The 19,719-nt window shown below is 70.7% G+C and carries 17 protein-coding genes and 2 riboswitches; of the genes, 11 read left to right on the top strand and 6 right to left on the bottom strand.

The genetic code is table 11. The features are described from left to right. Together DY262_RS03695 and DY262_RS03690 are read right to left on the bottom strand one after the other, a co-directional pair. On the bottom strand, window positions 1-969 hold the full coding sequence (locus tag DY262_RS03695; protein WP_116957638.1) for a Bug family tripartite tricarboxylate transporter substrate binding protein: 969 nt from the start codon (window positions 967-969) through the stop codon (window positions 1-3). Window positions 970-1,004: 35 nt separating this feature from the next. Further along, complete coding sequence (locus DY262_RS03690; protein WP_116957637.1) at window positions 1,005-1,391, bottom strand: carboxymuconolactone decarboxylase family protein; 387 nt, start codon at window positions 1,389-1,391, stop codon at window positions 1,005-1,007. A 112-nt stretch (window positions 1,392-1,503) separates the two neighbouring features. Here DY262_RS03690 and DY262_RS03685 point away from each other — a divergent pair, with 112 nt between their 5' ends. Together DY262_RS03685 and DY262_RS03680 are read left to right on the top strand one after the other, a co-directional pair. Further along, window positions 1,504-2,085 carry a peroxidase-related enzyme gene (locus DY262_RS03685; RefSeq protein ID WP_116957636.1) on the top strand — a complete coding sequence of 194 codons (582 nt, stop codon included), beginning with the start codon at window positions 1,504-1,506 and terminating at the stop codon, window positions 2,083-2,085. Between the two features lie 114 nt (window positions 2,086-2,199). Continuing rightward, on the top strand, window positions 2,200-2,496 hold the full coding sequence (locus tag DY262_RS03680) for a DUF5666 domain-containing protein (RefSeq protein WP_116957635.1): 297 nt from the start codon (window positions 2,200-2,202) through the stop codon (window positions 2,494-2,496). 49 nt (window positions 2,497-2,545) lie between these two features. Here DY262_RS03680 and DY262_RS03675 read toward each other — a convergent pair whose 3' ends face one another. The 3 genes from DY262_RS03675 to DY262_RS03665 are packed head-to-tail and all read right to left on the bottom strand — an operon-like array spanning window position 2,546 to window position 4,692. Next, window positions 2,546-2,968 carry an acyl-CoA thioesterase gene (locus tag DY262_RS03675; RefSeq protein ID WP_116957634.1) on the bottom strand — a complete coding sequence of 141 codons (423 nt, stop codon included), beginning with the start codon at window positions 2,966-2,968 and terminating at the stop codon, window positions 2,546-2,548. After that, window positions 2,965-3,909, bottom strand: a complete 945-nt coding sequence (locus tag DY262_RS03670; protein ID WP_245980800.1) for a DMT family transporter — start codon at window positions 3,907-3,909, stop codon at window positions 2,965-2,967. Before DY262_RS03670 ends, DY262_RS03675 begins: the two co-directional genes overlap by 4 nt. Then, window positions 3,910-4,692, bottom strand: a complete 783-nt coding sequence (locus tag DY262_RS03665; protein ID WP_116957633.1) for an SDR family oxidoreductase — start codon at window positions 4,690-4,692, stop codon at window positions 3,910-3,912. Between the two features lie 134 nt (window positions 4,693-4,826). On the opposite strand from DY262_RS03665, the gene DY262_RS03660 reads away from it, so the two are divergent. From DY262_RS03660 to gcvP, 5 genes are all read left to right on the top strand, one after another. Next, window positions 4,827-6,512, top strand: a complete 1,686-nt coding sequence (locus DY262_RS03660) for an electron transfer flavoprotein-ubiquinone oxidoreductase (protein WP_116957632.1) — start codon at window positions 4,827-4,829, stop codon at window positions 6,510-6,512. A 134-nt stretch (window positions 6,513-6,646) separates the two neighbouring features. After that, window positions 6,647-7,153 (top strand): hypothetical protein, encoded by a 507-nt coding sequence (locus tag DY262_RS03655; protein WP_116957631.1) that lies wholly within the window; start codon window positions 6,647-6,649, stop codon window positions 7,151-7,153. A gap of 69 nt (window positions 7,154-7,222) precedes the next feature. Then, a riboswitch (glycine riboswitch) is annotated at window positions 7,223-7,319 on the top strand. A 12-nt stretch (window positions 7,320-7,331) separates the two neighbouring features. Beyond that, window positions 7,332-7,435: riboswitch (glycine riboswitch) on the top strand. A gap of 57 nt (window positions 7,436-7,492) precedes the next feature. Continuing rightward, window positions 7,493-8,626, top strand: coding sequence for a glycine cleavage system aminomethyltransferase GcvT (gcvT, locus tag DY262_RS03650; RefSeq protein WP_116957630.1), 1,134 nt, complete (start codon window positions 7,493-7,495; stop codon window positions 8,624-8,626). A 19-nt stretch (window positions 8,627-8,645) separates the two neighbouring features. After that, entirely contained in the window at window positions 8,646-9,023 is a 378-nt protein-coding gene (gcvH, locus tag DY262_RS03645; protein WP_116957629.1) for a glycine cleavage system protein GcvH, read from the top strand. A gap of 26 nt (window positions 9,024-9,049) precedes the next feature. Next, a complete protein-coding gene (gene gcvP / locus DY262_RS03640; protein WP_116957628.1) occupies window positions 9,050-11,959 on the top strand; it encodes an aminomethyl-transferring glycine dehydrogenase in 2,910 nt (969 codons plus the stop codon). 283 nt (window positions 11,960-12,242) lie between these two features. Here the strand turns inward: gcvP and DY262_RS03635 are convergent, their stop codons facing one another. Further along, window positions 12,243-15,143, bottom strand: a complete 2,901-nt coding sequence (locus DY262_RS03635; protein WP_245980799.1) for a VIT domain-containing protein — start codon at window positions 15,141-15,143, stop codon at window positions 12,243-12,245. A gap of 112 nt (window positions 15,144-15,255) precedes the next feature. Between DY262_RS03635 and DY262_RS03630 the strand changes: the two genes are divergently transcribed. From DY262_RS03630 to DY262_RS03615, 4 genes are all read left to right on the top strand, one after another. Then, window positions 15,256-16,227: a helix-turn-helix transcriptional regulator gene (locus DY262_RS03630; RefSeq protein WP_116957627.1), complete on the top strand. Its 972-nt coding sequence runs from the start codon at window positions 15,256-15,258 to the stop codon at window positions 16,225-16,227. Between the two features lie 57 nt (window positions 16,228-16,284). Beyond that, complete coding sequence (locus DY262_RS03625) at window positions 16,285-18,234, top strand: radical SAM protein (RefSeq protein WP_116957626.1); 1,950 nt, start codon at window positions 16,285-16,287, stop codon at window positions 18,232-18,234. Between the two features lie 25 nt (window positions 18,235-18,259). Then, window positions 18,260-18,502: a glutaredoxin family protein gene (locus DY262_RS03620; protein WP_070398156.1), complete on the top strand. Its 243-nt coding sequence runs from the start codon at window positions 18,260-18,262 to the stop codon at window positions 18,500-18,502. Window positions 18,503-18,596: 94 nt separating this feature from the next. Continuing rightward, window positions 18,597-19,706: a mechanosensitive ion channel family protein gene (locus DY262_RS03615; RefSeq protein ID WP_116957625.1), complete on the top strand. Its 1,110-nt coding sequence runs from the start codon at window positions 18,597-18,599 to the stop codon at window positions 19,704-19,706. The last annotated feature ends 13 nt before the right edge of the window (window positions 19,707-19,719 follow it).

The following is a 19,719-nucleotide window of genomic DNA, read 5'->3' as shown; positions in this document are numbered from 1 at the left end:
TCACTGCGGCTGGTAGCCGCTGTCCTTGATGATGCGGGCCCAGACCTCGCGGTACGCGGCCTCGCGCTTGCCGAGTTCGGCGCCGCTCATGTAGCCCACCGTCAGGCCCATGGCCGAGAGCTTTTCGCGCACGTCGGGCAAGGCAATCACCTTCTGCACCGCCGCGCCGAGTTTGTCCACGGCCGCCGCTGGCGTGCCGGCGGGCGCGAAGATGCCGTAGTACGGCATGTCCTCGAAGCCCTTGATGCCCAGCTCGCTGAAGGTGGGCACTTCGGGCAACGCGGCCTGGCGCTGGGTGCCCATCACGGCCACCACGCGCAGCTTGCCGGCCTTGTGGTTCTCAATGAAGTCGGGCACCGAGCCCACGCCCGCCGGGATCTGGTTGCCCAGCATGTCGCCCATCATGGGCGCGCTGCCCCGGTAGGGCGCGGCCACCAGGTCCAGGCCGTACCGCTTGGCGATCACCTGCACCGCGAACTGGGGCGTGGAGGCCGGCGCCGGAATGCCCACGGTGGCCTTGCCGCCGGCGGCTTTCACGCTGTCGATCCAGGCCTTGAAGTCGCGCGCGGGCGTGCCGCCCGACAGCGCCACCGCGTTCACGAAGGTGGCGAAGCCGGCCACGGGCACGAAGTCCTTCGCCGGGTCGAAGCCCGGGTTCTTCATGGTCAGCGGCAGGATGCTCACGCTGTGGTCGTGGCTGAGGAACACGGTGCTGCCGTCGGCCGGCGCGGCTTTCAGGGCCTGGCCCGCGAGCTGGCCGCCCGCGCCGGGCTTGTTGTCCACCACCACCGCCTGGCCCAGCTCGGGCTGCAGCTTCTCGGCCAGGATGCGCGCGATGGCGTCGGTGCCGCCGCCGGGCGGGAAGCCCACCAGGATGCGCACGTTGGACTGGGCCTGCGCCAGGCCGGTGCCCAGGGCCAGGGCGGCCAGCAGCGCCACGCGGCGGGTCAGGGGGAAAGATCGCGACATGGAAAACCTCCGGTATAAAAGAAAGGACGAACACATCAGCGCGGCTCGCCGTCGACCACGCTGGCGGCGGTGCGAAAGGCGTCCACGGCGGTGGGGATGCCGCAGTACACGGCGGCGTGCAGCAACACCTCCTGCAATTCCTCGGGCGTGGCGCCGTTGTTGAGCGCACCGCGCACGTGGCCCTTGAGCTCGTGCTGCTTGCCCAGGGCCGCGAGCATGGCCACGGTGATCAGGCTGCGGGTCTTGCGGTCCAGCACGCCGCGCTGCCAGACGTCACCCCAGGCGCGGCGCGTGATGTGGTGCTGCATGGGCTCGGTGAACGGGGTCATGCTCTCCAGGGCGCTGGCCACGAAGGCTTCGCCCATCACGTCGGTGCGCGCGGCCAGGCCGCGCTGGAATTCGGGGTCGTCGGGCAGGTTCATGCGGGCTCCGTGGATTCAGGGCGGCGCAACGATACCGCACCACGCGTGCGCGGCACGTCCCGCGGCTCGGGGATACTGGTGGCCATCGACACCCCCGCACAGGAGACACGCCATGGCCCGCTACCCCTTGCCCGACCTCAACAGCCTGCCCGACGACATCCAGGCCCGCATCCGCGAGGTGCAGGAAAAGTCGGGCTTCATCCCGAACGTCTTTCTCGCGTTCGCGCGACGCCCGGCGGAGTGGCGCGCCTTCTTCGCCTACCACGACGCGCTCATGCTCAAGGAGACGGGCAGCCTCAGCAAGGGCGATCGCGAGATGATCGTCACCGCCACCAGCGCGGCCAATCAGTGCCTCTATTGCGTGGTGGCGCACGGCGCCATCCTGCGCATCTACGAGAAGAAGCCCCTGGTGGCCGACCAGGTGGCCGTGAACCACCGCAAGGCCGACATCACGCCGCGCCAGCGCGCCATGCTCGACTTCGCGCTCAAGGTTTGCGAGCGCTCGCACGAGGTGGAGGACGCCGACTTCCAGGCCCTGCACGCGCATGGCTTCGACGACGAGGACATCTGGGACATCACCGCCATCACGGCCTTCTTCGGCCTGTCCAACCGCATGGCCAACGTCACGGGCATGGCGCCCAACCCCGAGTTCTATCTGCTCGGGCGCGTGCCCAAGGCCAAGCCGGCGGCCTGACCGCTGTAGGACAAGGCCCCCTTTACGGGCCGATACCGCCAGGCAACCAAAAAAAACCGAACGCGCGGCGCCCGGGCGTTTCAATACCTCTCGTCATCACTTCGGAGGTTCACCATGCCGCTCAGCCACCCGTTCCGCGTCCGCGCCTTCCTGCTCGCCTCGGCCCTCGCCCTGGGTGTGGGCGCCGCGCACGCCGAGGACCTGAAAGGCCGCATCCAGTCCATCGACCACAGCGCGCGCAGCTTCACGATCAACAGCGAAGTGGTCTACGTCACCGACAAAACGGACTACGAAAACGACTACAAGCGCTTCGAAGACCTGCGCGAGGGCCACTACGTGGAAGTGGACATCAAGCGCCGCGACGGCCGGCTGTACGCCGACGACATCGAGTTCAAGAAGAACAAGCAGTGAGCGCGCCGGGCCGCCGCGGCGCGGCCACCGCGCGTCCGGTCCACCCGGGTCAGCCTTGCAGGTGCTGGCGCAGGCTGTCCGGGATCGGCGCCGACTTCTGCTGCGGGAAGTTCACCCACACCGTGGTGGCGCCGCCTGACGCGTAAACCGTCTCCGGGTCGTCGGCGCGCGTGAGCGTGCACCAGCTCTCGAAGCTGGTGCGGCCGGTGTCGCTCACGTACATGGTGGCGATCACCTCGCCAGGAAACTCCAACTGCTTGTGGAAGGTGCAGAAGGCATTGACGATCACCGGCCCCTCGCCGCGCGGGTCGGGCTGGCAACCGATGGACTGCATCCACTCGATGCGAATGGTTTCGAGGTAACGGAAATACACCGTGTTGTTCACGTGGCCCATCGCGTCCATGTCGCCCCAGCGGATGGGGATGCGCATGCGGTGGACCTGTTTTTTCTTCTCAGGCAGTTCGAATTTCATCGGTGGGCTCGGATGGAGGCAAGGATGCCCAGCACGAACAGCGCGCACGCCAGCCATTGCGCGGCGGCGGGCCATTGCCCGTTCCAGGCGAAGGTGTAGAGCAGGCCGAAGACGGTCTCGCTCACGATGAGTTGTCCGGCCAGGCTGGGGCTCAGGCGCCGGCTGGCCATGTTCCACAGCACCGAGGCCACCCAGGCCGCGCCGATGCCCGTGACCAGGCACACCGCCACGAACAGGCCGAAGCGCGGCTGGGCGATGAGCCCGGCCGGTGCGCTGCCCGCCACCGCCGCGATGCCCAGCGCCCCCAGGCCGGCGGCCACGCCCAGCCAGTTGGCCCACAGCGTGGAATTCACCTCGGGGTGGCGCGCCAGCCAGCGCGCGTTGAGCAGGCCATAGGCCGTCCAGGACGCGGTGGCCAGCAGGGCAAACGACACACCGCGCCACAGGTCGGAGCCGGCGCCGGCCTCGCCGCCGTGCGCGCTGGCACGCACCATCAGGGCGATGCCCGCGGCCGTCAGCAGCAGGCCGGGCAACAGCGCGCGCCAGCGCAGGCGCTGCGGCTTGCCCAGCAGCATCACCCACAGCGGGATGGTGCCAATGATGAGCACCGGCAGCGCCGCGCCCGCCGCCTGGATGGCCAGCACCAGCAGCAGGTAGTAGCCCGTGTAGCCCAGCAGGCTCAGGCCCAGCGCGGCCCAGGCCTGGGGCGCCGTGGGCCAGCGCGCGTCCCCGCGCAGCGCGGCCCACAGCAGCAGCGCCAGCGACAGCAGACCGCAGGCCAGGAAGCGGCCCACCGTGAGATCGACCGTGCCGAACTCGGGCAACACCAGCGGCGCCACGAAGGTGGTGCCCCAGAAGGCGCCGGCGCCCAGGCCGGCGGCCAAGCCGGTCGCCATGCCCGGCGGCAGACCGCCGGGTTGGTGCAGCGCCAGCGAAGTCATCTAGACGCCAAAGCCGTCGTCGGCGGCGATCACCGCGCCGTTCACGAAATGGCTCTCATTGGCGCACAGCATCACCAGCAGCGCATCGAGGTCGCTCGCCTGCCCCAGGCGCTTGCGAGGCGTCATCTCGATGAGCTTCTTGCCCTGCTCGGTCTTCCAGTGCTCGTGGTTGAGCTCGGTGTCGATGTAGCCCGGGCAGATGGCGTTGACGTTGATGCCGAAGCGGCCCCATTCCATCGCCATGGCCTTGGTCATCTGCACCACGGCGGCCTTGCTCATGCAGTACACGCCGATCTGCGGGAGCACCTTCAGCCCGGCCATGGACGCGATGTTGACGATGCGCCCACCGACGAAGGTGCCCGGCGCCGCGCCTTTGGCGCGCGCGATCATGCGCTTGCCCACTTCCTGCGCGACGAAGAAGGCGCCCTTGGTGTTGGTGTCGAAGACGAAGTCGTAGTCGGCCTCGTCCACGTCCTGCAGGCGCTGCGTGGTGCTCACGCCCGAGTTGTTGACCAGGATGTCGATGGGCCCGACCTCGGTCTCGGCGTGCGCGATGGCGGCCTTGATGGAGGCCAGCTCGGTCACGTCCAGCGCCACCACGTGCGCCGCGCCGCCGCCGGCCTCGATGTGCGCGCGCAGGTTCATGAGGCGATCGGTGCGGCGGCTGGCCAGCACCACGGCGGCGCCGGCCTGGGCCAGGGTCTTGGCGAACTGCGCGCCCAGTCCGCTGGACGCGCCGGTGACCAGGGCCACGCGGCCCGACAGGTCGAGGGTGTACGCCATGCTCAGTCTCCCGAAATGTGAACGGTCGTTCGATTTTGTGCGGTCGCCGCATAAAATGCGGTCCGCTCCGGGACACGAGCCCTTCGCAAAGGAGGGTGGCCGGAGGTTGCCAAACATTATGAGCGAGACCCCCCATGACGCATGATCAGATCCTGGCCCAGTTCGGTCCCCGCGAAGCCATGGAGTACGACGTGGTCGTGGTCGGCGCCGGCCCGGCCGGCCTGTCCACCGCCATCCGACTGAAGCAGCTGGCCGCCGAGCAAGGCAAGGAGGTCAACGTCTGCGTGCTGGAGAAGGGCTCCGAGCCCGGCGCGCACATCCTCTCGGGCGCGGTGATGGACCCGCGCGCCATCAACGAGCTGTTCCCCGACTGGAAAGCGCGCGGTGCGCCGCTGAACCAGCCCGTCACGGGCGACGACCTGCTCATGCTCAGCGAGACGGGCTCGAGCCGCACGCCCGATTTCCTGATGCCGCGCAACTTCCACAACGAGGGCTGCTACGTCATCAGCCTGGGCAACGTGGTGAAGTGGCTGGCCGAGCAGGCCGAGGCCCTGGGCGTGGAGATCTTCCCCGGCTTCACCGCCGCCGAGGTGCTCTACAACGACGACGGCTCCGTCAAGGGCGTGGCCACGGGCAACCAGGGCATCGGCAAGGACGGCGAGCCCACCGAGGCCTTCCAGCTCGGCATGGAGCTGCACGCCAAGTACACCGTGTTCGCCGAGGGCGCTCGCGGCCACCTGGGCAAGCAGCTCATCGCCAAGTTCGACCTCGACAAGGGCAAGGACCCGTCGAGCTGGGCCATCGGCGTCAAGGAGCTGTGGGAGATCCCGGCCGACAAGGCCAGGCCCGGCCTGGTGGTGCACACCGCCGGCTGGCCCATGACGGACGACACCTTCGGCGGCGGCTTCCTCTACCACCTCGAGGACAACAAGGTCACGCTGGGCTTCGTCATCGGGCTGGACTACAGCAACCCCTGGCTCTCGCCCTTCGAGGAGATGCAGCGCTGGAAGACGCACCCGGCGATCAAGGCGCACATCGAAGGCGGCAAGCGCCTGGGCTACGGCGCGCGCGCCATCAACAACGGCACGCCGCAGGCCATGCCCAAGACGGTGTTCCCCGGCGGCGCGCTGGTGGGCTGCGACGCGGGCTACCTGAACGCCGCGCGCATCAAGGGCAGCCACGCGGCCATCAAGAGCGGCATGCTCTGCGCCGAGGCGGCCTTCGAGGCCGTGACGGCCGGCCGTTCGAGCGACGAGCTCTCGGCCTACCCCGCGGCCTTCGAGAAAAGCTGGCTGCACGAGGAACTCTGGCAGACCCGCAACTTCAAGGCCTGGTTCAAGAAGGGCCCGACCATCGGCAAGCTGATGACGGGCATCGAGCAGTGGTTCCTGCCCAAGATCGGCGTGAGCGCGCCGCCCTGGACCCTGCACCGCGACAAGCCCGACCACGAGTACCTCAAGCCCGCGGACCAGATGCCCAAGATCGCCTACCCCAAGCCGGACGGCGTGCTCAGCTTCGACCGCCTCTCCAGCGTCTTCGTCTCCAACACCAACCACGAGGAAAACCAGCCCGCGCACCTGACGCTGAAGAACAGCACGGTGCCGGTGCAGGTGAACCTGGCAAAGTACGCGGGCCCGGAAAGCCGCTACTGCCCGGCCGGCGTGTACGAGTTCGTGAAAACCGATGCGGGCGAGGACCGCCTGCAGATCAACGCGCAGAACTGCGTGCACTGCAAGACCTGCGACATCAAGGACCCGACCCAGAACATCGTGTGGGTAACGCCCGAAGGCGGCGGCGGTCCGAACTACGCGGGCATGTGAGGCCGCGGGCGTGTGACGTCCCTCACGCGATCGCCACGAAGCCGCCCCCGGGCGGCTTTTTCACGCCCGCGTGACACGCGAGCGTCATGCGCCCCGCCCAGAGTGCGGCGTCCACCGCTGCCTGCGCACCGCACATGCTCATCAAGACCGACAAAGGCCGCACCGAACTGCTCCCGGGCCAGCGCTCGCTGGGCCAGCGCGAGCGCGCCATCCTGCTGGTGGCCGATGGCCGCAAGTCCACCGCGTCGCTCCATGCCCTCTTCCATGGCGAAGGCCGCGCCATGGTGGAGGCGCTGCTGGCCGACGGCTACCTGATCGACGAAGCCCCGGCCGAGCCGCCCGCGCGCCCGGTGCCGCCGCCCCCGCGCGGCTCGGTGGACACCTTCAGCGGGCCACGCTCGCTGGCCAGCGCGCGCATGTTCCTGTTCGACCTGTCCGACCGCATGTTCGCCGCGCGCGACCGCGCCCTGGCCGACCGCTTCCGCCAGGCGCTGCGCGAGGCGCGCGACGCCGCCAGCATGATGGCCGTGGGCCAGGACATGCTCACCGAGATCGAGCGTGTCGCGGGCGCCGAGCGCGCCGCCTCGATCAGCGAGCGCCTGGCGAAGGTGCTGCCCGAGACCGCCCCGCAGGACGCCTGAGCGCGCCCTCGCGCCCCTGGGGACGCCGGGTGGCGTTGTCCGTGCACGCCGGGTTCCCGGCTAGAATTCGCCGCATTGTCAGGAGAGCGTTCCCCCGGGGAACCGCCGAAGGCGCAGGGGCCGGATCAGGCCCCGAACGCTCAGGCAAAAGGACTGGCAAACGCCCGCCACCCGGCGGGCGATCCCCCCTGGAGAGAGGCCCCACCCGATGGGGTCCACCGAAGGAGCAAGCGCGGCATCGCCCGCGTGAATCTCTCAGGTAAAGCGGACAGTGGGGCAGCGCACGGATGAACCCGTGTCCCGCCCCGCGAGGGGCCTGCCCCCGCCAGAGAACCCGCCGTGTCCGCCGACGCTTCCATCGACCTCCTCAAGACCCCGCTGCACGCGCTGCACCTCGAACTGGGCGCGCGCCTGGTGCCCTTCGCGGGCTACAGCATGCCGGTGCAGTACCCGGCCGGCCTCATGGCCGAGCACCTGCATACGCGCGAAGCCGCCGGCCTGTTCGACGTCTCGCACATGGGACAGCTGCGGCTCATCGGCCCCGACGCGGCCGCCGCCTTCGAAAGCCTGATGCCGGTGGACGTGATCGGCCTGGCGCCCGGCAAGCAGCGCTACGGCCTGCTGCTCAGCGACGAGGGCACGGTCATCGACGACCTGATGTTCGTGAACCGGGGCGACGACCTTTTCGTCATCGTCAACGGCGCCTGCAAGCACGGCGACCTCAAGCACATCGTCGAGCGCATCGGCGCGCGCTGCACCGTGGAGCCGCAATTCGACCGCGGCCTGCTCGCGCTGCAGGGCCCGCGGGCCGTGACGGCCCTGCAGCGCCTGCTGCCCGGCGTGGAGAAGCTGGTCTTCATGACCGGTGGCGCCTTCAGCTGGCAGGGCAAGCCCCTGTTCGCCACGCGCAGCGGCTACACCGGCGAGGACGGCTTCGAGATCTCGCTGGCCGCGGCCGACACCGAGGCCTTCGCGCGCGCCCTGCTCGCGCAGCCCGAGGTGAAACCCGTCGGCCTGGGCGCGCGCAACTCGCTGCGCCTGGAAGCCGGCCTGTGTCTCTATGGCAACGACATCGACACCACCACGACCCCCGTGGAAGCCGCGCTCAACTGGGCCATGCAGAAGGTGCGCCGCACGGGCGGCGCGCGCGCGGGCGGCTTCCCTGGCGCCGAGCGCGTGCTCGCGCAGCTCGATGGCAGCGCGCCCCTGTCGCGCGTGCGCGTGGGCCTGCTCGCGCAGGAGCGGGTGCCGGTGCGCGAGCACACCGAACTGCAGAGCGAGGCCGGCGAGCGCCTCGGTGAAGTCACCAGCGGCCTGCTCGGCCCCAGCATCAACCAGCCCATCGCCATGGGCTATGTGCCACCGGCCTTCGCGGCCGTGGGCACGCGCCTGAACGCGCTGGTGCGCGGCAAGGCCGTGCCCATGCAGGTGGCCTCCCTGCCTTTCGTTCCCAACCGTTACCACCGCGGCTGATCGCCGCAGGAGCACAACCATGACCGTCAAGTACACCCCCGATCACGAGTGGATCCAGCTCGAGGACCACGAGGCCGCCGTCGTCGGCATCACCCTGCACGCGCAGGACGCGCTGGGCGACGTGGTCTTCGTCGAGCTGCCCGAGGTGGGCCGCACCTACGCCAAGGGCGAGGTCGCCGGCGTGGTCGAGTCGGTGAAGGCCGCGGCCGACGTCTACATGCCGCTGGACGGCGAGGTGACCGAGGTCAACGAAGCCCTGCGCGCCGACCCCTCGCTGGCCAACAGCGACCCCCTGGGCAAGGGCTGGTTCTTCAAGGTCCTGATCAAGGACATGGGCCAGTTCGATCCGCTCATGGACGAACCGGCCTACCAGAAGTTCGTCAAGGACAACGCCTGATTTTTCCCCCGCCACCGAGGCCCGCCATGCTCATGCCCTCCGTCAAGCCCCTGGGTGAACTCGAGAACGCCAGCGAATTCGTCGCGCGCCACATCGGCCTCGACGAAGCGGGCGAGCGCCACATGCTCTCGGTCATCGGCGAGGCCTCGCGTCGCGCGCTGATCGACAGCATCGTGCCGCGCCCGATCGCGCGCCGCCAGGGCATGCAGCTGCCCGCGCCGCTGACCGAGGCCGCCGCGCTGGCCGAGCTCCAGGGCATCGCGCGGCAGAACAAGCTGCTCAAGAGCTTCATCGGCCAGGGCTACCACGGCACCCACACACCGGGCGTCATCCTGCGCAACATCCTGGAGAACCCGGCCTGGTACACGGCCTACACACCCTACCAGGCCGAGATCTCCCAAGGCCGAATGGAGGCGCTGGTCAACTTCCAGACCATGGTCACCGACCTGACGGGCATGGACATCGCCAACGGCTCCATGCTCGACGAGGCCACGGCCGCGGCCGAGGCCATGACGCTGGCCAAGCGCTCCGTGAAGGCCAAGGGCCATGCCTTCGTGGTGTCGGGCGACACGCACCCGCAGACCATCGAGGTGATCCAGACGCGCGCGGCACCGCTGGGCCTGGAGGTGCGCGTGGCCATGTCGGGCGAAGAATGGGACGCCATGCTGGCGGCCGACGACTACTTCGCCGCCTTCACGCAGTACCCGGCCTCCAGTGGCTGGCTGCACGACTGGACGGCGGACGCCGCCACCGTGCACGGCAAGAACGCCGCCTTCATCGTGGCCGCCGACCTGCTGGCCCTGACCCTGATCAAGCCGCCCGGCGAGATGGGCGCCGACATCGTGGTCGGCACCACGCAGCGCTTCGGCATGCCCATGGGCAACGGCGGCCCGCACGCCGCCTATATGGCCTGCCGCGACGAGTTCAAGCGCAGCCTGCCCGGCCGTCTGGTGGGCGTGAGCGTGGACGCCCACGGCCAGCCGGCCTACCGCCTGGCCCTGCAGACGCGCGAGCAGCACATCCGCCGCGAGAAGGCCACCAGCAACATCTGCACCGCGCAGGTGCTGCCCGCCGTGATCGCCAGCATGTACGCCGTGTACCACGGCCCGCAGGGCTTGAAGCGCATCGCGCAGCGCGTGGCGGCCTACACGGCCATCCTGGCCAAGGGCCTGGCCCAGCTGGGCTACACCGACACGCACCACGGCGACCGGGGCATGTTCGACACCCTCGCCCTGCGAGTGGACCCGGCCCGGGCGAACGCGCTCATGGCCCGTGCCGTGGCCCACGGCGCCAACCTGCGCCGGGCCTGGGACGGGTATGTGATCGTCACGCTGGACGAAACCACCACGCGTGAAGACATCGCCCTGCTGTGGACGATCTTCGCGACCGACGGCCAGGCCCTGCCCTCCGTGGAGGCCTTCGAGAAAGGCGTGGAGCCGCTGATCCCCGACGGCCTGCGCCGCCGCAGCGACTTCCTCACGCACCCGGTGTTCAACACCCACCACAGCGAGACCGGCATGCTGCGCTACATCCGCCTGCTGTCGGACAAGGACCTCGCGCTGGACCGCAGCATGATCCCGCTGGGCTCGTGCACCATGAAGCTGAACGCCACCAGCGAGATGATCCCCATCACCTGGCCCGAGTTCGCGAACGTGCACCCCTTCGCCCCGGCCGACCAGCGCCAGGGCTATGCCCTGCTCGACCAGCAGTTGCGCGACTGGCTGTGCGAGGCCACCGGCTACGCCGGCATCAGCCTGCAGCCCAACGCCGGTTCGCAGGGCGAGTACGCCGGCCTGCTGGTGATCCAGGCCTACCACCGATCGCGCGGCGAAGGCCACCGCAACATCTGCCTGATCCCCAGCAGCGCGCACGGCACCAACCCGGCCAGCGCGCAGATGGTGGGCCTGCAGGTCGTGGTCACCAAGTGCGACGAGAACGGCAACGTCGACCTGGCCGACCTGAAGGCCAAATGCGAGCAGCACTCGAAGAACCTGGCGGCGGTGATGATCACCTACCCCAGCACGCACGGCGTGTTCGAGACCCAGGTGAAAGAACTGTGCGCGCTCGTGCACCAGCACGGCGGGCGCGTCTACGTGGACGGCGCCAACATGAACGCCCTGGTGGGCGTGGCCGCGCCGGGCGAATTCGGCGGCGACGTGAGCCACCTCAACCTGCACAAGACCTTCTGCATCCCGCACGGCGGCGGCGGCCCGGGCGTGGGCCCGGTCTGCGTGGTGGACGACCTGGTGCCCTTCCTGCCTGGCCACGCGGCCGGCGGCCTGCCGGTCAACGGCGTGGGCGCCATCTCGGCCGCGCCGCTGGGCAACGCGGCCGTGCTGCCGATCTCGTGGATGTACATCCGCATGATGGGCGCCGAAGGCCTGCGGCATGCCACCGAGACGGCCATCCTCTCGGCCAACTACATCAGCGCGCGCCTCAAGGACCACTTCCCCACGCTGTACGCGAGCGCCAACGGGCATGTGGCGCACGAGTGCATCCTCGACCTGCGCGACCTGAAGGACACCAGCGGCGTGATGGCCGAGGACGTGGCCAAGCGCCTGATCGACTACGGTTTCCACGCGCCCACGTTGTCCTTCCCCGTGGCCAACACGCTGATGGTGGAGCCCACCGAGAGCGAGACGCTGGAGGAGATCGACCGCTTCATCGAGGCCATGATCGCCATCCGCGAGGAAATCCGCCGTGTCGAAAAAGGCGAATGGCCGCAGGACGACAACCCCCTGAAGCACGCGCCGCACACCGCGGCCAGCCTGCTCAAGGGCGAGTGGACGCGCGCCTACCCGCGCGAGACCGGCGCCGCCGTGCTGGACACGCGCGCACACGCCAAGTACTGGCCGCCCGTGGGCCGCGTGGACAACGTCTACGGCGACCGCAACCTGTTCTGCAGCTGCGTGCCGATCGGGGACTTGGCGGACTGAGGCGGGCGGCGGCCACGCGGTGGCCCTGACGGCATTCGTCGGGCGTGGGCGAGGCCCGGCAGCCCATGGACCGGGCGTTGCGGCACCGGCAGGCGCTCGAAACGGCCACCGCCGCTGGCCGGTGGTGTGTGGACCGATCGCGGGGGCGCTTCGCTCTCACGCGCCCAACCGCCTGGGGCTCAGGTGAGCGTGCCCCGGCCGCGCGGCACGATGTTCTGCGTGGCCCCGCCTGCCACGGCCGCCGCGGCGCCGAGTGCCAGCCGCGCGGCCAGCGCGGCGCGCCTCATGGCCTGGCGCCTTCGCCCACGGTGAAGGTGCCCACGGTGACCTCGTCGCCCCGGCCGCTGAGGCGCAGCACCACGTCCTGGTCATTCTGCGTGGCTCGGCCGAAGTCGGTGGACAGGCGCAGCATGAGCGTGGTGGCCGGCGCCACGATCTGCTGGCGGTGGCCATAGAACTGCGCCTTCACCGTGTAGGTGCCGGGCTTGGCGTGGCGCAGCGAGAACTCCTCGGGGCCGTAGCCACCGACAAAGTCGCGCGACATGCGCCCGCCCTGGTAGGTGAGGCGGTTGGCGTAGTAGGCGCGCTCGCCGTTGGGGTCGATCACCCAGAGGTCGATGTCGGTGTTGTCGGCGTCCCAGGACAGCACGGCGCGCAGGTCCAGCGGCAGGTTGCGCCGCAGGCGCGGGTGCAGGCGCGACAGGTCCACTGGCCGGCCGGTGGCCTCGGCGCGCGCGGCGATGGCGTTGAGCTCGGCCAGCGCGATCAGCTCGATGTCCGGGAAGCGGTTGTTCCAGGCCCGCGAGACGACCTCCACCAGGGTGTCGACCGCGCGCTGCGCCTCACCGGACTGGTCCAGCGCCAGGCCCAGGTCGCGCCAGGACTGGGGTTCGTCGGGCGCCAGGCGCCGCACCTGCTCCAGCACGGGCAGTGCGTCGGCCACGGCGCCGGCCTGCTGCAGGCGGTAGGCGAGGATGCGCAGCAGGTGGCGGTTTTCCAGGTCCATTTCGGCCAGGTTGGACAGCACGCGCAGCGCCAGGGCGTTCTGCCCGCGCGCCACCAGCAGGTCGGCCACGTCCAGGAAGAAGGCCGAGCTTTGCGCGTAGCCGGGGCGCTCGTCGAGGTAAATGGCGTAGAGGTCCTCGTCCCTGGCGGCGCGCAGGCGGCGGGCATAGGGCTCGTCGGGCTGCCACGGGCGCAGCGCGATGGTGGTGTCGCCCGGCAGCGGCGGCTGCGGGGCCGCGCCACCGGGTGCGGGTGCGGGTGCAGGGGCCGGCGGACGGGCCATGGCCGCGGGCGCCGCGCGCCGGCTGTCCGAGCCGCTGCCCGGCGCGACCCGGGGCGGCGGCGGCGCGTCCTTCGGGAAGGCCTTCTCCCACCAGGCCACCTTCTCATTGAAGCGCTCGACCGTTGTCGCCAGCGCGATGCGCTGTCGGCGCACCGCGCCTTCGCGCCGGTGCAGCATCAGCGTGTCCCATTCGGCGCGCAGATCGGGCGGCGGCTCGACATCGAACAGCACGTAGTCCTCGGCGGTGTCGAGCACCAGCAGCGAGGTCTCGGTGCTGGCGATGCCGAAGGCCTGGCCCAGGCGGCGGATCGCCTGGCGCTGGCGCTCCAGGTCGGCCTCCAGCCGGGCGATGCGCCAGCCGGCCCAGCGGTGCGCGGCCACGGCCACCGGCGTGGCACCGCGCACCGGTGGCGGTGCGCCGTCGGCGGACAGCTCGAGGCGGCGGACCTGGCGCGAGCCGTCGGGTGCAGAAAGCGTGAGCCGCAGGCTCGCCCGCGGCTGCGTCAACACGCCGGCCACGCCGATGCGCCCGCCCTGCGGGTAGACCGATCCCAGCTCCAGGTCGCGCGCGCCCTCGGCCTGCACGTCCACCACGCGCTGGCGCTCGTGCGTGAGCAGAGATAGGGCCTGCGCCGTGTCCAGGGCCTGCAGGTCGGCGTAGGCGCCGCCGCTGGCCTCGGCGGCGTGGCGCAGGGTGCGCGCCGCCGCGCCCGCCGAGGACGAGAAGGCCACCAGCGGCAGGGCGGGGCTGGGCAGGCCGGCGGCGCCCCAGTTGCCCATGCCGTCGGAAAACAGCACGGCGATGTCGGCGTCGGCCGGCGGCTGCAGGGCCTGCAGGCGCGTCGCGCCGTCGTAGGGCAGCGATTGCAGGCGCTGGCGCAGGGCGTTCCAGTCGCCACCGCGCACGGTGTGCGGCTCCATCGGCTCGGCCTCGTTGCGCACCACCACCAGCTGCACCTGCACCTCGCCCAGCTGGCGGAACCAGGCGTCGAGCACGGCGAATTCGCGCGCGTGGTCGCGCTGCGCGCCGGAGGCCGAAGCGTCCCACAGCAGGGCCACGCGGCGCGGCGCCGGGCGGGCCCAGCGCGGCGCGGCCACCGGCAGTTCGGCCAGGAAATAGCGCTGGTCCTGCCAGGTGTCGGTGCTCACCAGGGGCTCGCGCGGCGCGGCCGGCAGCGCGACGCGCAATCCGTCGCGGCCCTGGTGCTGGGTCCGCCCGAAGGCGATGCGGCTGCCGCCGTTCTGCGCCGTGGCGAGCAGGCGCTCGGCGCCCAGCGTGGCCGACAGCGCGCGCGGCGCCACGCCGGCCACCTGCACCGCCACGTCCAGGGCGCCCACCGCGCCGCCGAAGCGCAGCGGCAGGCGCCAGACGGGACGGGCGCTGGCGGGCACGGACTCGCGGACCTCCAGCACCACGCGGCGCTGGCCCCGGGCCGGCAAGGGATACACATGCAGCTTGTGGTGCCCGCCCTGCGTGGTTTCCAGCAGCGCCGGGTCCACGCGGGCGCGCACCACGTCCTCGAACACCTGGCGGCCCTTGGGCTTTTCCACCGGCACCGCCGCGCGCAGCTGGCCGCCGATGTCGAGCGCGAAGCCCGTCACCACCTGCCCTTCCAGCAAGGGAAACTGCAGCTCGGCCTGCAGCTCTTCGGCGTTCGGGTTGAACAGCTCCAGCTCGACCCGCGTGGCCGCCGCCAGGCCGACGATCTCGGTGCGCACGACGGCCCGCTGCACCCGCACCGGCAGCCGCGCCTCGGGCGCGAGGATGCGGATCGGCGGCAAGGGTGGCCCGGGGGACCGCACCTGGGCCATGGCCGTGGCCGCGACGAGCAGCGCCGAGGCGCCCATGACCAGCCAGCGCCCCAGGCGCGGCGGCGAACAACGGATCACAGGCATATCATCCCCGGGCATCGCGGGCATTCTAGGAACGCCCGCGATGCCGGCCGCATAGTGCAAATGCACCGACCCCGCGAAGAAGATCACAGCCCGAGCCGCCGTCCACCCGCCCATGTCACTCGAAGATTTCAGCCAGTTCGTCCTGACGCTGTACCGCCTCTCGCACGAGCTGCCGCTGGAGCGCTTCCAGGATGCGGCGCTGCAGCATCTGCGCCAGGCGCTGCCCTTCGACTCTTCGATGTGGGGCACGGCCACCAGCCGGCCCGACGGCATCGACATCCACACCATCCACCTGCACGAGCAGCCGCCCGAGATGCTGGCCAGCTACGAGCAGATCAAGCACCTGGACACCGCCGCCGTGGCCGCTGGTCTGCAGCCGCGCACCACGCTGGCCTTCAACGCCCGCGACTGGTTCCACCACCGCGAACAGGCGCCGCTGCGCGAACACGGCCGCCGCTTCGAGCAGGCCAATTTCTTCATCAGCTCCGAGCACGACCCGCGCACGCGCTTCGTGCACTGGCTCACCCTGTTCCGGGCCGACGAACGCGCGCGCTGCTCCGGCGACGAGCAGCGCCTGCTGGCCGCGCTGTCGCCGCACGTGATGCAGGCCCTGGCCTTCAACCGCATCGCCCACCTCGACCGGCTGGAGGCCGCCCGCCGGCCGGCGCACGGCACGGCCATCGCCGACGCGCACGGCGTGATCTACCACGCCGACGCCGGCTTCGAGTCCGCGCTGCGCGCCGAATGGGCCAGCTGGAACGGCGGCGCCGCCCTGCCCCCCGCCCTGCTGGACCACCTGCGGCGCGGCCAGGCCCGCCACCTCGGCGCGCGCGCCGTGGTCTGGCACCGCGTGGAACAGGGCCTGCTGTTCCTGGGTGCGCGCCCGCGCTGCGCGGCCGACGACCTGTCGCCGCGCGAGCTGGTGATCGCGCGCCTGGTGGCCAAGGGCCACACCCACAAGGAAATCGCGCGCCTGCTGGAGCGCGCGCCCGCCACCATCCGCAACCAGATCCAGGGCATCTACGGCAAGCTGGGCGTGGGCAACATCGCCGGCCTGGTCGAGGCGCTGCGCCCGCTCGACTGAACGGGGGATCGCGCCGCCCCGACCGCGGCCCCGTACACTGCCCGGTTCCGCCCTGCCATGACCGCCTCCGCCTTCCGCGTGCTCAGCGTCATCCCGCCGATGACGCAGCTCAACACGCCCTACCCCTCCACCGCCTACCTCACGGGCTTCCTGCGCTCGCGCGGCATCGAGGCCGAACAGACCGATCTGGCCCTGGCCCTGGTACTGCGACTGTTCACGCCCGCCGGGCTGGACGCCATCCGCGAACGCGCCCTGGCCCTGCCCGAGCGGCGGCGCAGCGCCAGCGTGCACGCCTTCCTCGACGACTTCGCGCGCCACCGCCGCGCCATCGCGCCCACCATCGCCTTCCTGCAGGGGCGCGACAGCACGCTGGCACACCGCATCGCCGCGCGCGAGCTGCTGCCCGAAGGCCCGCGCTTCGCCGCGCTGGAGCAATACGGCCACCTCACGGGCGACGACGGCGAAGACGGCGGCGGCGACCCGCTGGGCTGGGCCTTCGGCGCCCTGGGCACGAACGACCGCGCGCGCCACATCGCCACCCTCTTCCTCGACGACCTGGCCGACGTGGTCCGCGACGCGGTGGATGAGCGCTTCGCCTTCGTGCGCTACGGGGAATCCCTGGCCAGCAGCCAGCCCACCTTCGAGCCCCTGGCCCAGGCCCTGGCCGCGCCGCCCACGCTGGTGGACGACCTGCTGCGCGAACTGGCCCTGAACGCGGTGGCGCGCGCGAACCCGCAGCTGGTGCTGCTCTCGGTGCCCTTCCCCGGCGCGGTCTATGGCGCGCTGCGCATCGCGCAGGCCATCAAGTCGCGCTGGCCGGCGCTGCCCATCGCGCTCGGCGGTGGCTACGTCAACACCGAACTGCGCGAGCTGAAGGAAGCGCGCCTGTTTCACTTCGTCGACTACGTCACCCTGGACGCGGGCGAACGCCCGCTGCTCGCGCTCATCGAGCACCTGCAGGGCCGGCGCAGCGCGCAGCGCCTGGTGCGCACCTTCCTGCGCGACGCCGGCAGCGGCACGGTGAAGTACCTCAACCTCGCCGAGCCCGACGTGCCCTTCGAGGACGTGGGCACGCCCACCTGGGACGGCCTGCCGCTGCACGACTACCTGAGCCTGCTCGACATGCTCAATCCCATGCACCGGCTCTGGAGCGACGGGCGCTGGAACAAGCTCACGGTGGCGCACGGCTGCTACTGGAAGAAGTGCAGCTTCTGCGACGTGGGGCTGGACTACATCGGCCGCTACGAGACCGCCGCCGCCAGCACGCTGGTCGACCGCATCGAACGCATCGTCGATGAAACCGGCCAGACCGGCTTTCACTTCGTCGACGAGGCCGCGCCGCCCAAGGCCCTGAAAGCCCTGGCCGAGGAATTGCTGCGCCGCGACCTGGCCATCAGCTGGTGGGGCAACATCCGCTTCGAAAAAACCTTCACGCCCCAGCTCTCGCAGCTGCTGGCCGACAGCGGCTGCATCGCCATGAGCGGCGGGCTGGAGGTGGCCAGCGACCGCCTGCTCGCGCTCATGAAGAAGGGCGTGACGGTGGACCAGGTGGCGCGCGTCACCAAGGGCTTCAGCGACGCCGGCATCCTGGTGCACGCCTACCTGATGTACGGCTTTCCCACGCAGACCGTGCAAGACACGGTGGACGCGCTGGAGTACGTGCGCCAGCTCTTCCTCAACGGCTGCATCCAGAGCGGCTTCTTCCACCGCTTCTCGTGCACCGTGCACTCCCCCGTGGGGCTGGACCCGAAGGCCTATGGCATCGAGCTGGTGCCCCTGCCACCGGTGAGCTTCGCGAAGAACGACATCGGTTTCATCGACCCCACCGGCGTGGACCACGACGCGCTGGGCATCGGCCTGCGCAAGGCGCTCTACAACTACATGCACGGCAGCGGACTGGACGAGGACGTGCGCGCCTGGTTCGAGCACCTGGCGCATCCGGTGCCACGGCCCACGGTGAAGAAGCAGCGCATCGCGCGGGCGCTGGCGCAGCGCGAGGCGGCCTGAACGGCCATCCCCCTACACTTTGCGCATGAGCCTCAAGATCACCGTCTATTCCAAGTCCGCCTGCCCGCAGTGCGAGTCCGCCAAGATGCTGCTGAAGTCCCGCGCCATGGACTTCGAGGAGATCAAGATCGACGACGAGGCCGAACGCCTCGCGTTCTATGAAAAGTGCGGTCCCTCGGTGCGCCAGATGCCGCAGATCTTCATCAATGACCAGCGCGTGGGCGGTCTGGCCGGCCTGCAGGCGGCGCTGGCGCAGCTGGGGCGTTGAAGGCGCCGTTCACGCGGTACGCGGCTGACTTGCTGCGGTTTTCAAAGCACACAGACTTGCGTGCGGATAGGCACGCTGGTTACCCTGCGGCCGCATGGACGCGTTGAACTGGCTGCCACCCGCCCTGCTGACCTGGCTGCCCTCGCTGGGCAGCATGCTGATCGGCGTGCTGCTCGCCAGCCTGGCCTTTCGCCTCGGCGAACGCGTGGTGCGCCGCGCCACGCGCGATGCGCCCGTCGCGGCCAGCGTGGCCAAGGCCATCCGCTCGCCCGCGAAATGGGGCCTGCCGCTGCTGCCCGTCAACGCCGTGCTGCAAGGCACACCGGCCGACGCGCCGGGCCTGGCCGGCGCGCAGCAGCTCTGCGCTCTGCTGCTGATCGGCGCCGTGACCTGGCTGGTGTCCAACGCGGTGCGCGGCGCGGCCCAGGGCGTCATCGCCGCCAACCCCACCAGCACGGCCGACAACCTGCACGCGCGCCGCGTCCAGACGCAGACGCGCGTGCTCGCGCGCACGCTGCAGGGCCTGGTGCTGCTGATCGGTCTGTCGCTCATGCTGATGACCTTCCCACAGGCGCGGCAGATCGGCACCAGCCTGCTGGCCTCTGCCGGCCTGGCGGGTCTGGTGGCGGGCTTCGCCGCGCGGCCGGTGCTGGGCAACCTGATCGCCGGCCTGCAGATCGGCCTGAGCCAGCCGATCCGCCTCGACGACGTGGTGATCGTCGAAGGCGAGTGGGGCGTGATCGAGGAGATCACCGGAACCTACGTGGTGGTGCGCATATGGGACCAGCGCCGCCTGGTGGTGCCGCTGCAGTACTGGATCGAGAAGCCTTTCCAGAACTGGACACGCACCACATCCGATCTCATCGGCACCGTCTTCCTGTGGGTGGACTACCGCACGCCGCTGGCGCCGCTGCGCGAGGAGTTGCAGCGCATCTGCGAGGCCTCGCCCCACTGGGACAAGCGATTCAGCCTGTTGCAGGTGACGGAAGCCGGCGAGCGCGCCCTGCAATTGCGCTGCCTGGTGACGGCGGGCTCGGCCGGCGCGGCCTGGGACCTGCGCTGCGAGGTGCGCGAGAAGCTGGTCGACTTTCTTCAGCGGGCCTACCCTCAGTACCTGCCGCGCCTGCGCGCCGAGCTGGACATGGCGTCGGCGCCTTCGGCCGCGCCGGCGCACGGCGGCGCGGCGCGCGAAGCGGCCCGCTGAGCCCCGCGCCGCC

Source organism: Hydrogenophaga borbori (genome assembly GCF_003417535.1).
GTDB classification, from domain to species: Bacteria; Pseudomonadota; Gammaproteobacteria; order Burkholderiales; family Burkholderiaceae_C; genus Hydrogenophaga; species Hydrogenophaga borbori.
This window is presented reverse-complemented; position numbering and strand designations above follow the sequence as displayed.

What these genes read in the sequence shown, in the direction of transcription:
- DY262_RS03695 (WP_116957638.1), bottom strand. Translation starts at nt 969, where the DNA reads ATGTCGCGATCTTTCCCCCTGACCCGCCGCGTGGCGCTGCTGGCCGCC.
- DY262_RS03690 (WP_116957637.1), bottom strand. Translation starts at nt 1,391, where the DNA reads ATGAACCTGCCCGACGACCCCGAATTCCAGCGCGGCCTGGCCGCGCGC.
- DY262_RS03685 (WP_116957636.1), top strand. Translation starts at nt 1,504, where the DNA reads ATGGCCCGCTACCCCTTGCCCGACCTCAACAGCCTGCCCGACGACATC.
- DY262_RS03680 (WP_116957635.1), top strand. Translation starts at nt 2,200, where the DNA reads ATGCCGCTCAGCCACCCGTTCCGCGTCCGCGCCTTCCTGCTCGCCTCG.
- DY262_RS03675 (WP_116957634.1), bottom strand. Translation starts at nt 2,968, where the DNA reads ATGAAATTCGAACTGCCTGAGAAGAAAAAACAGGTCCACCGCATGCGC.
- DY262_RS03670 (WP_245980800.1), bottom strand. Translation starts at nt 3,909, where the DNA reads ATGACTTCGCTGGCGCTGCACCAACCCGGCGGTCTGCCGCCGGGCATG.
- DY262_RS03665 (WP_116957633.1), bottom strand. Translation starts at nt 4,692, where the DNA reads ATGGCGTACACCCTCGACCTGTCGGGCCGCGTGGCCCTGGTCACCGGC.
- DY262_RS03660 (WP_116957632.1), top strand. Translation starts at nt 4,827, where the DNA reads ATGACGCATGATCAGATCCTGGCCCAGTTCGGTCCCCGCGAAGCCATG.
- DY262_RS03655 (WP_116957631.1), top strand. Translation starts at nt 6,647, where the DNA reads ATGCTCATCAAGACCGACAAAGGCCGCACCGAACTGCTCCCGGGCCAG.
- gcvH (WP_116957629.1), top strand. Translation starts at nt 8,646, where the DNA reads ATGACCGTCAAGTACACCCCCGATCACGAGTGGATCCAGCTCGAGGAC.
- gcvP (WP_116957628.1), top strand. Translation starts at nt 9,050, where the DNA reads ATGCTCATGCCCTCCGTCAAGCCCCTGGGTGAACTCGAGAACGCCAGC.
- DY262_RS03635 (WP_245980799.1), bottom strand. Translation starts at nt 15,143, where the DNA reads ATGCCTGTGATCCGTTGTTCGCCGCCGCGCCTGGGGCGCTGGCTGGTC.
- DY262_RS03630 (WP_116957627.1), top strand. Translation starts at nt 15,256, where the DNA reads ATGTCACTCGAAGATTTCAGCCAGTTCGTCCTGACGCTGTACCGCCTC.
- DY262_RS03625 (WP_116957626.1), top strand. Translation starts at nt 16,285, where the DNA reads ATGACCGCCTCCGCCTTCCGCGTGCTCAGCGTCATCCCGCCGATGACG.
- DY262_RS03620 (WP_070398156.1), top strand. Translation starts at nt 18,260, where the DNA reads ATGAGCCTCAAGATCACCGTCTATTCCAAGTCCGCCTGCCCGCAGTGC.
- DY262_RS03615 (WP_116957625.1), top strand. Translation starts at nt 18,597, where the DNA reads ATGGACGCGTTGAACTGGCTGCCACCCGCCCTGCTGACCTGGCTGCCC.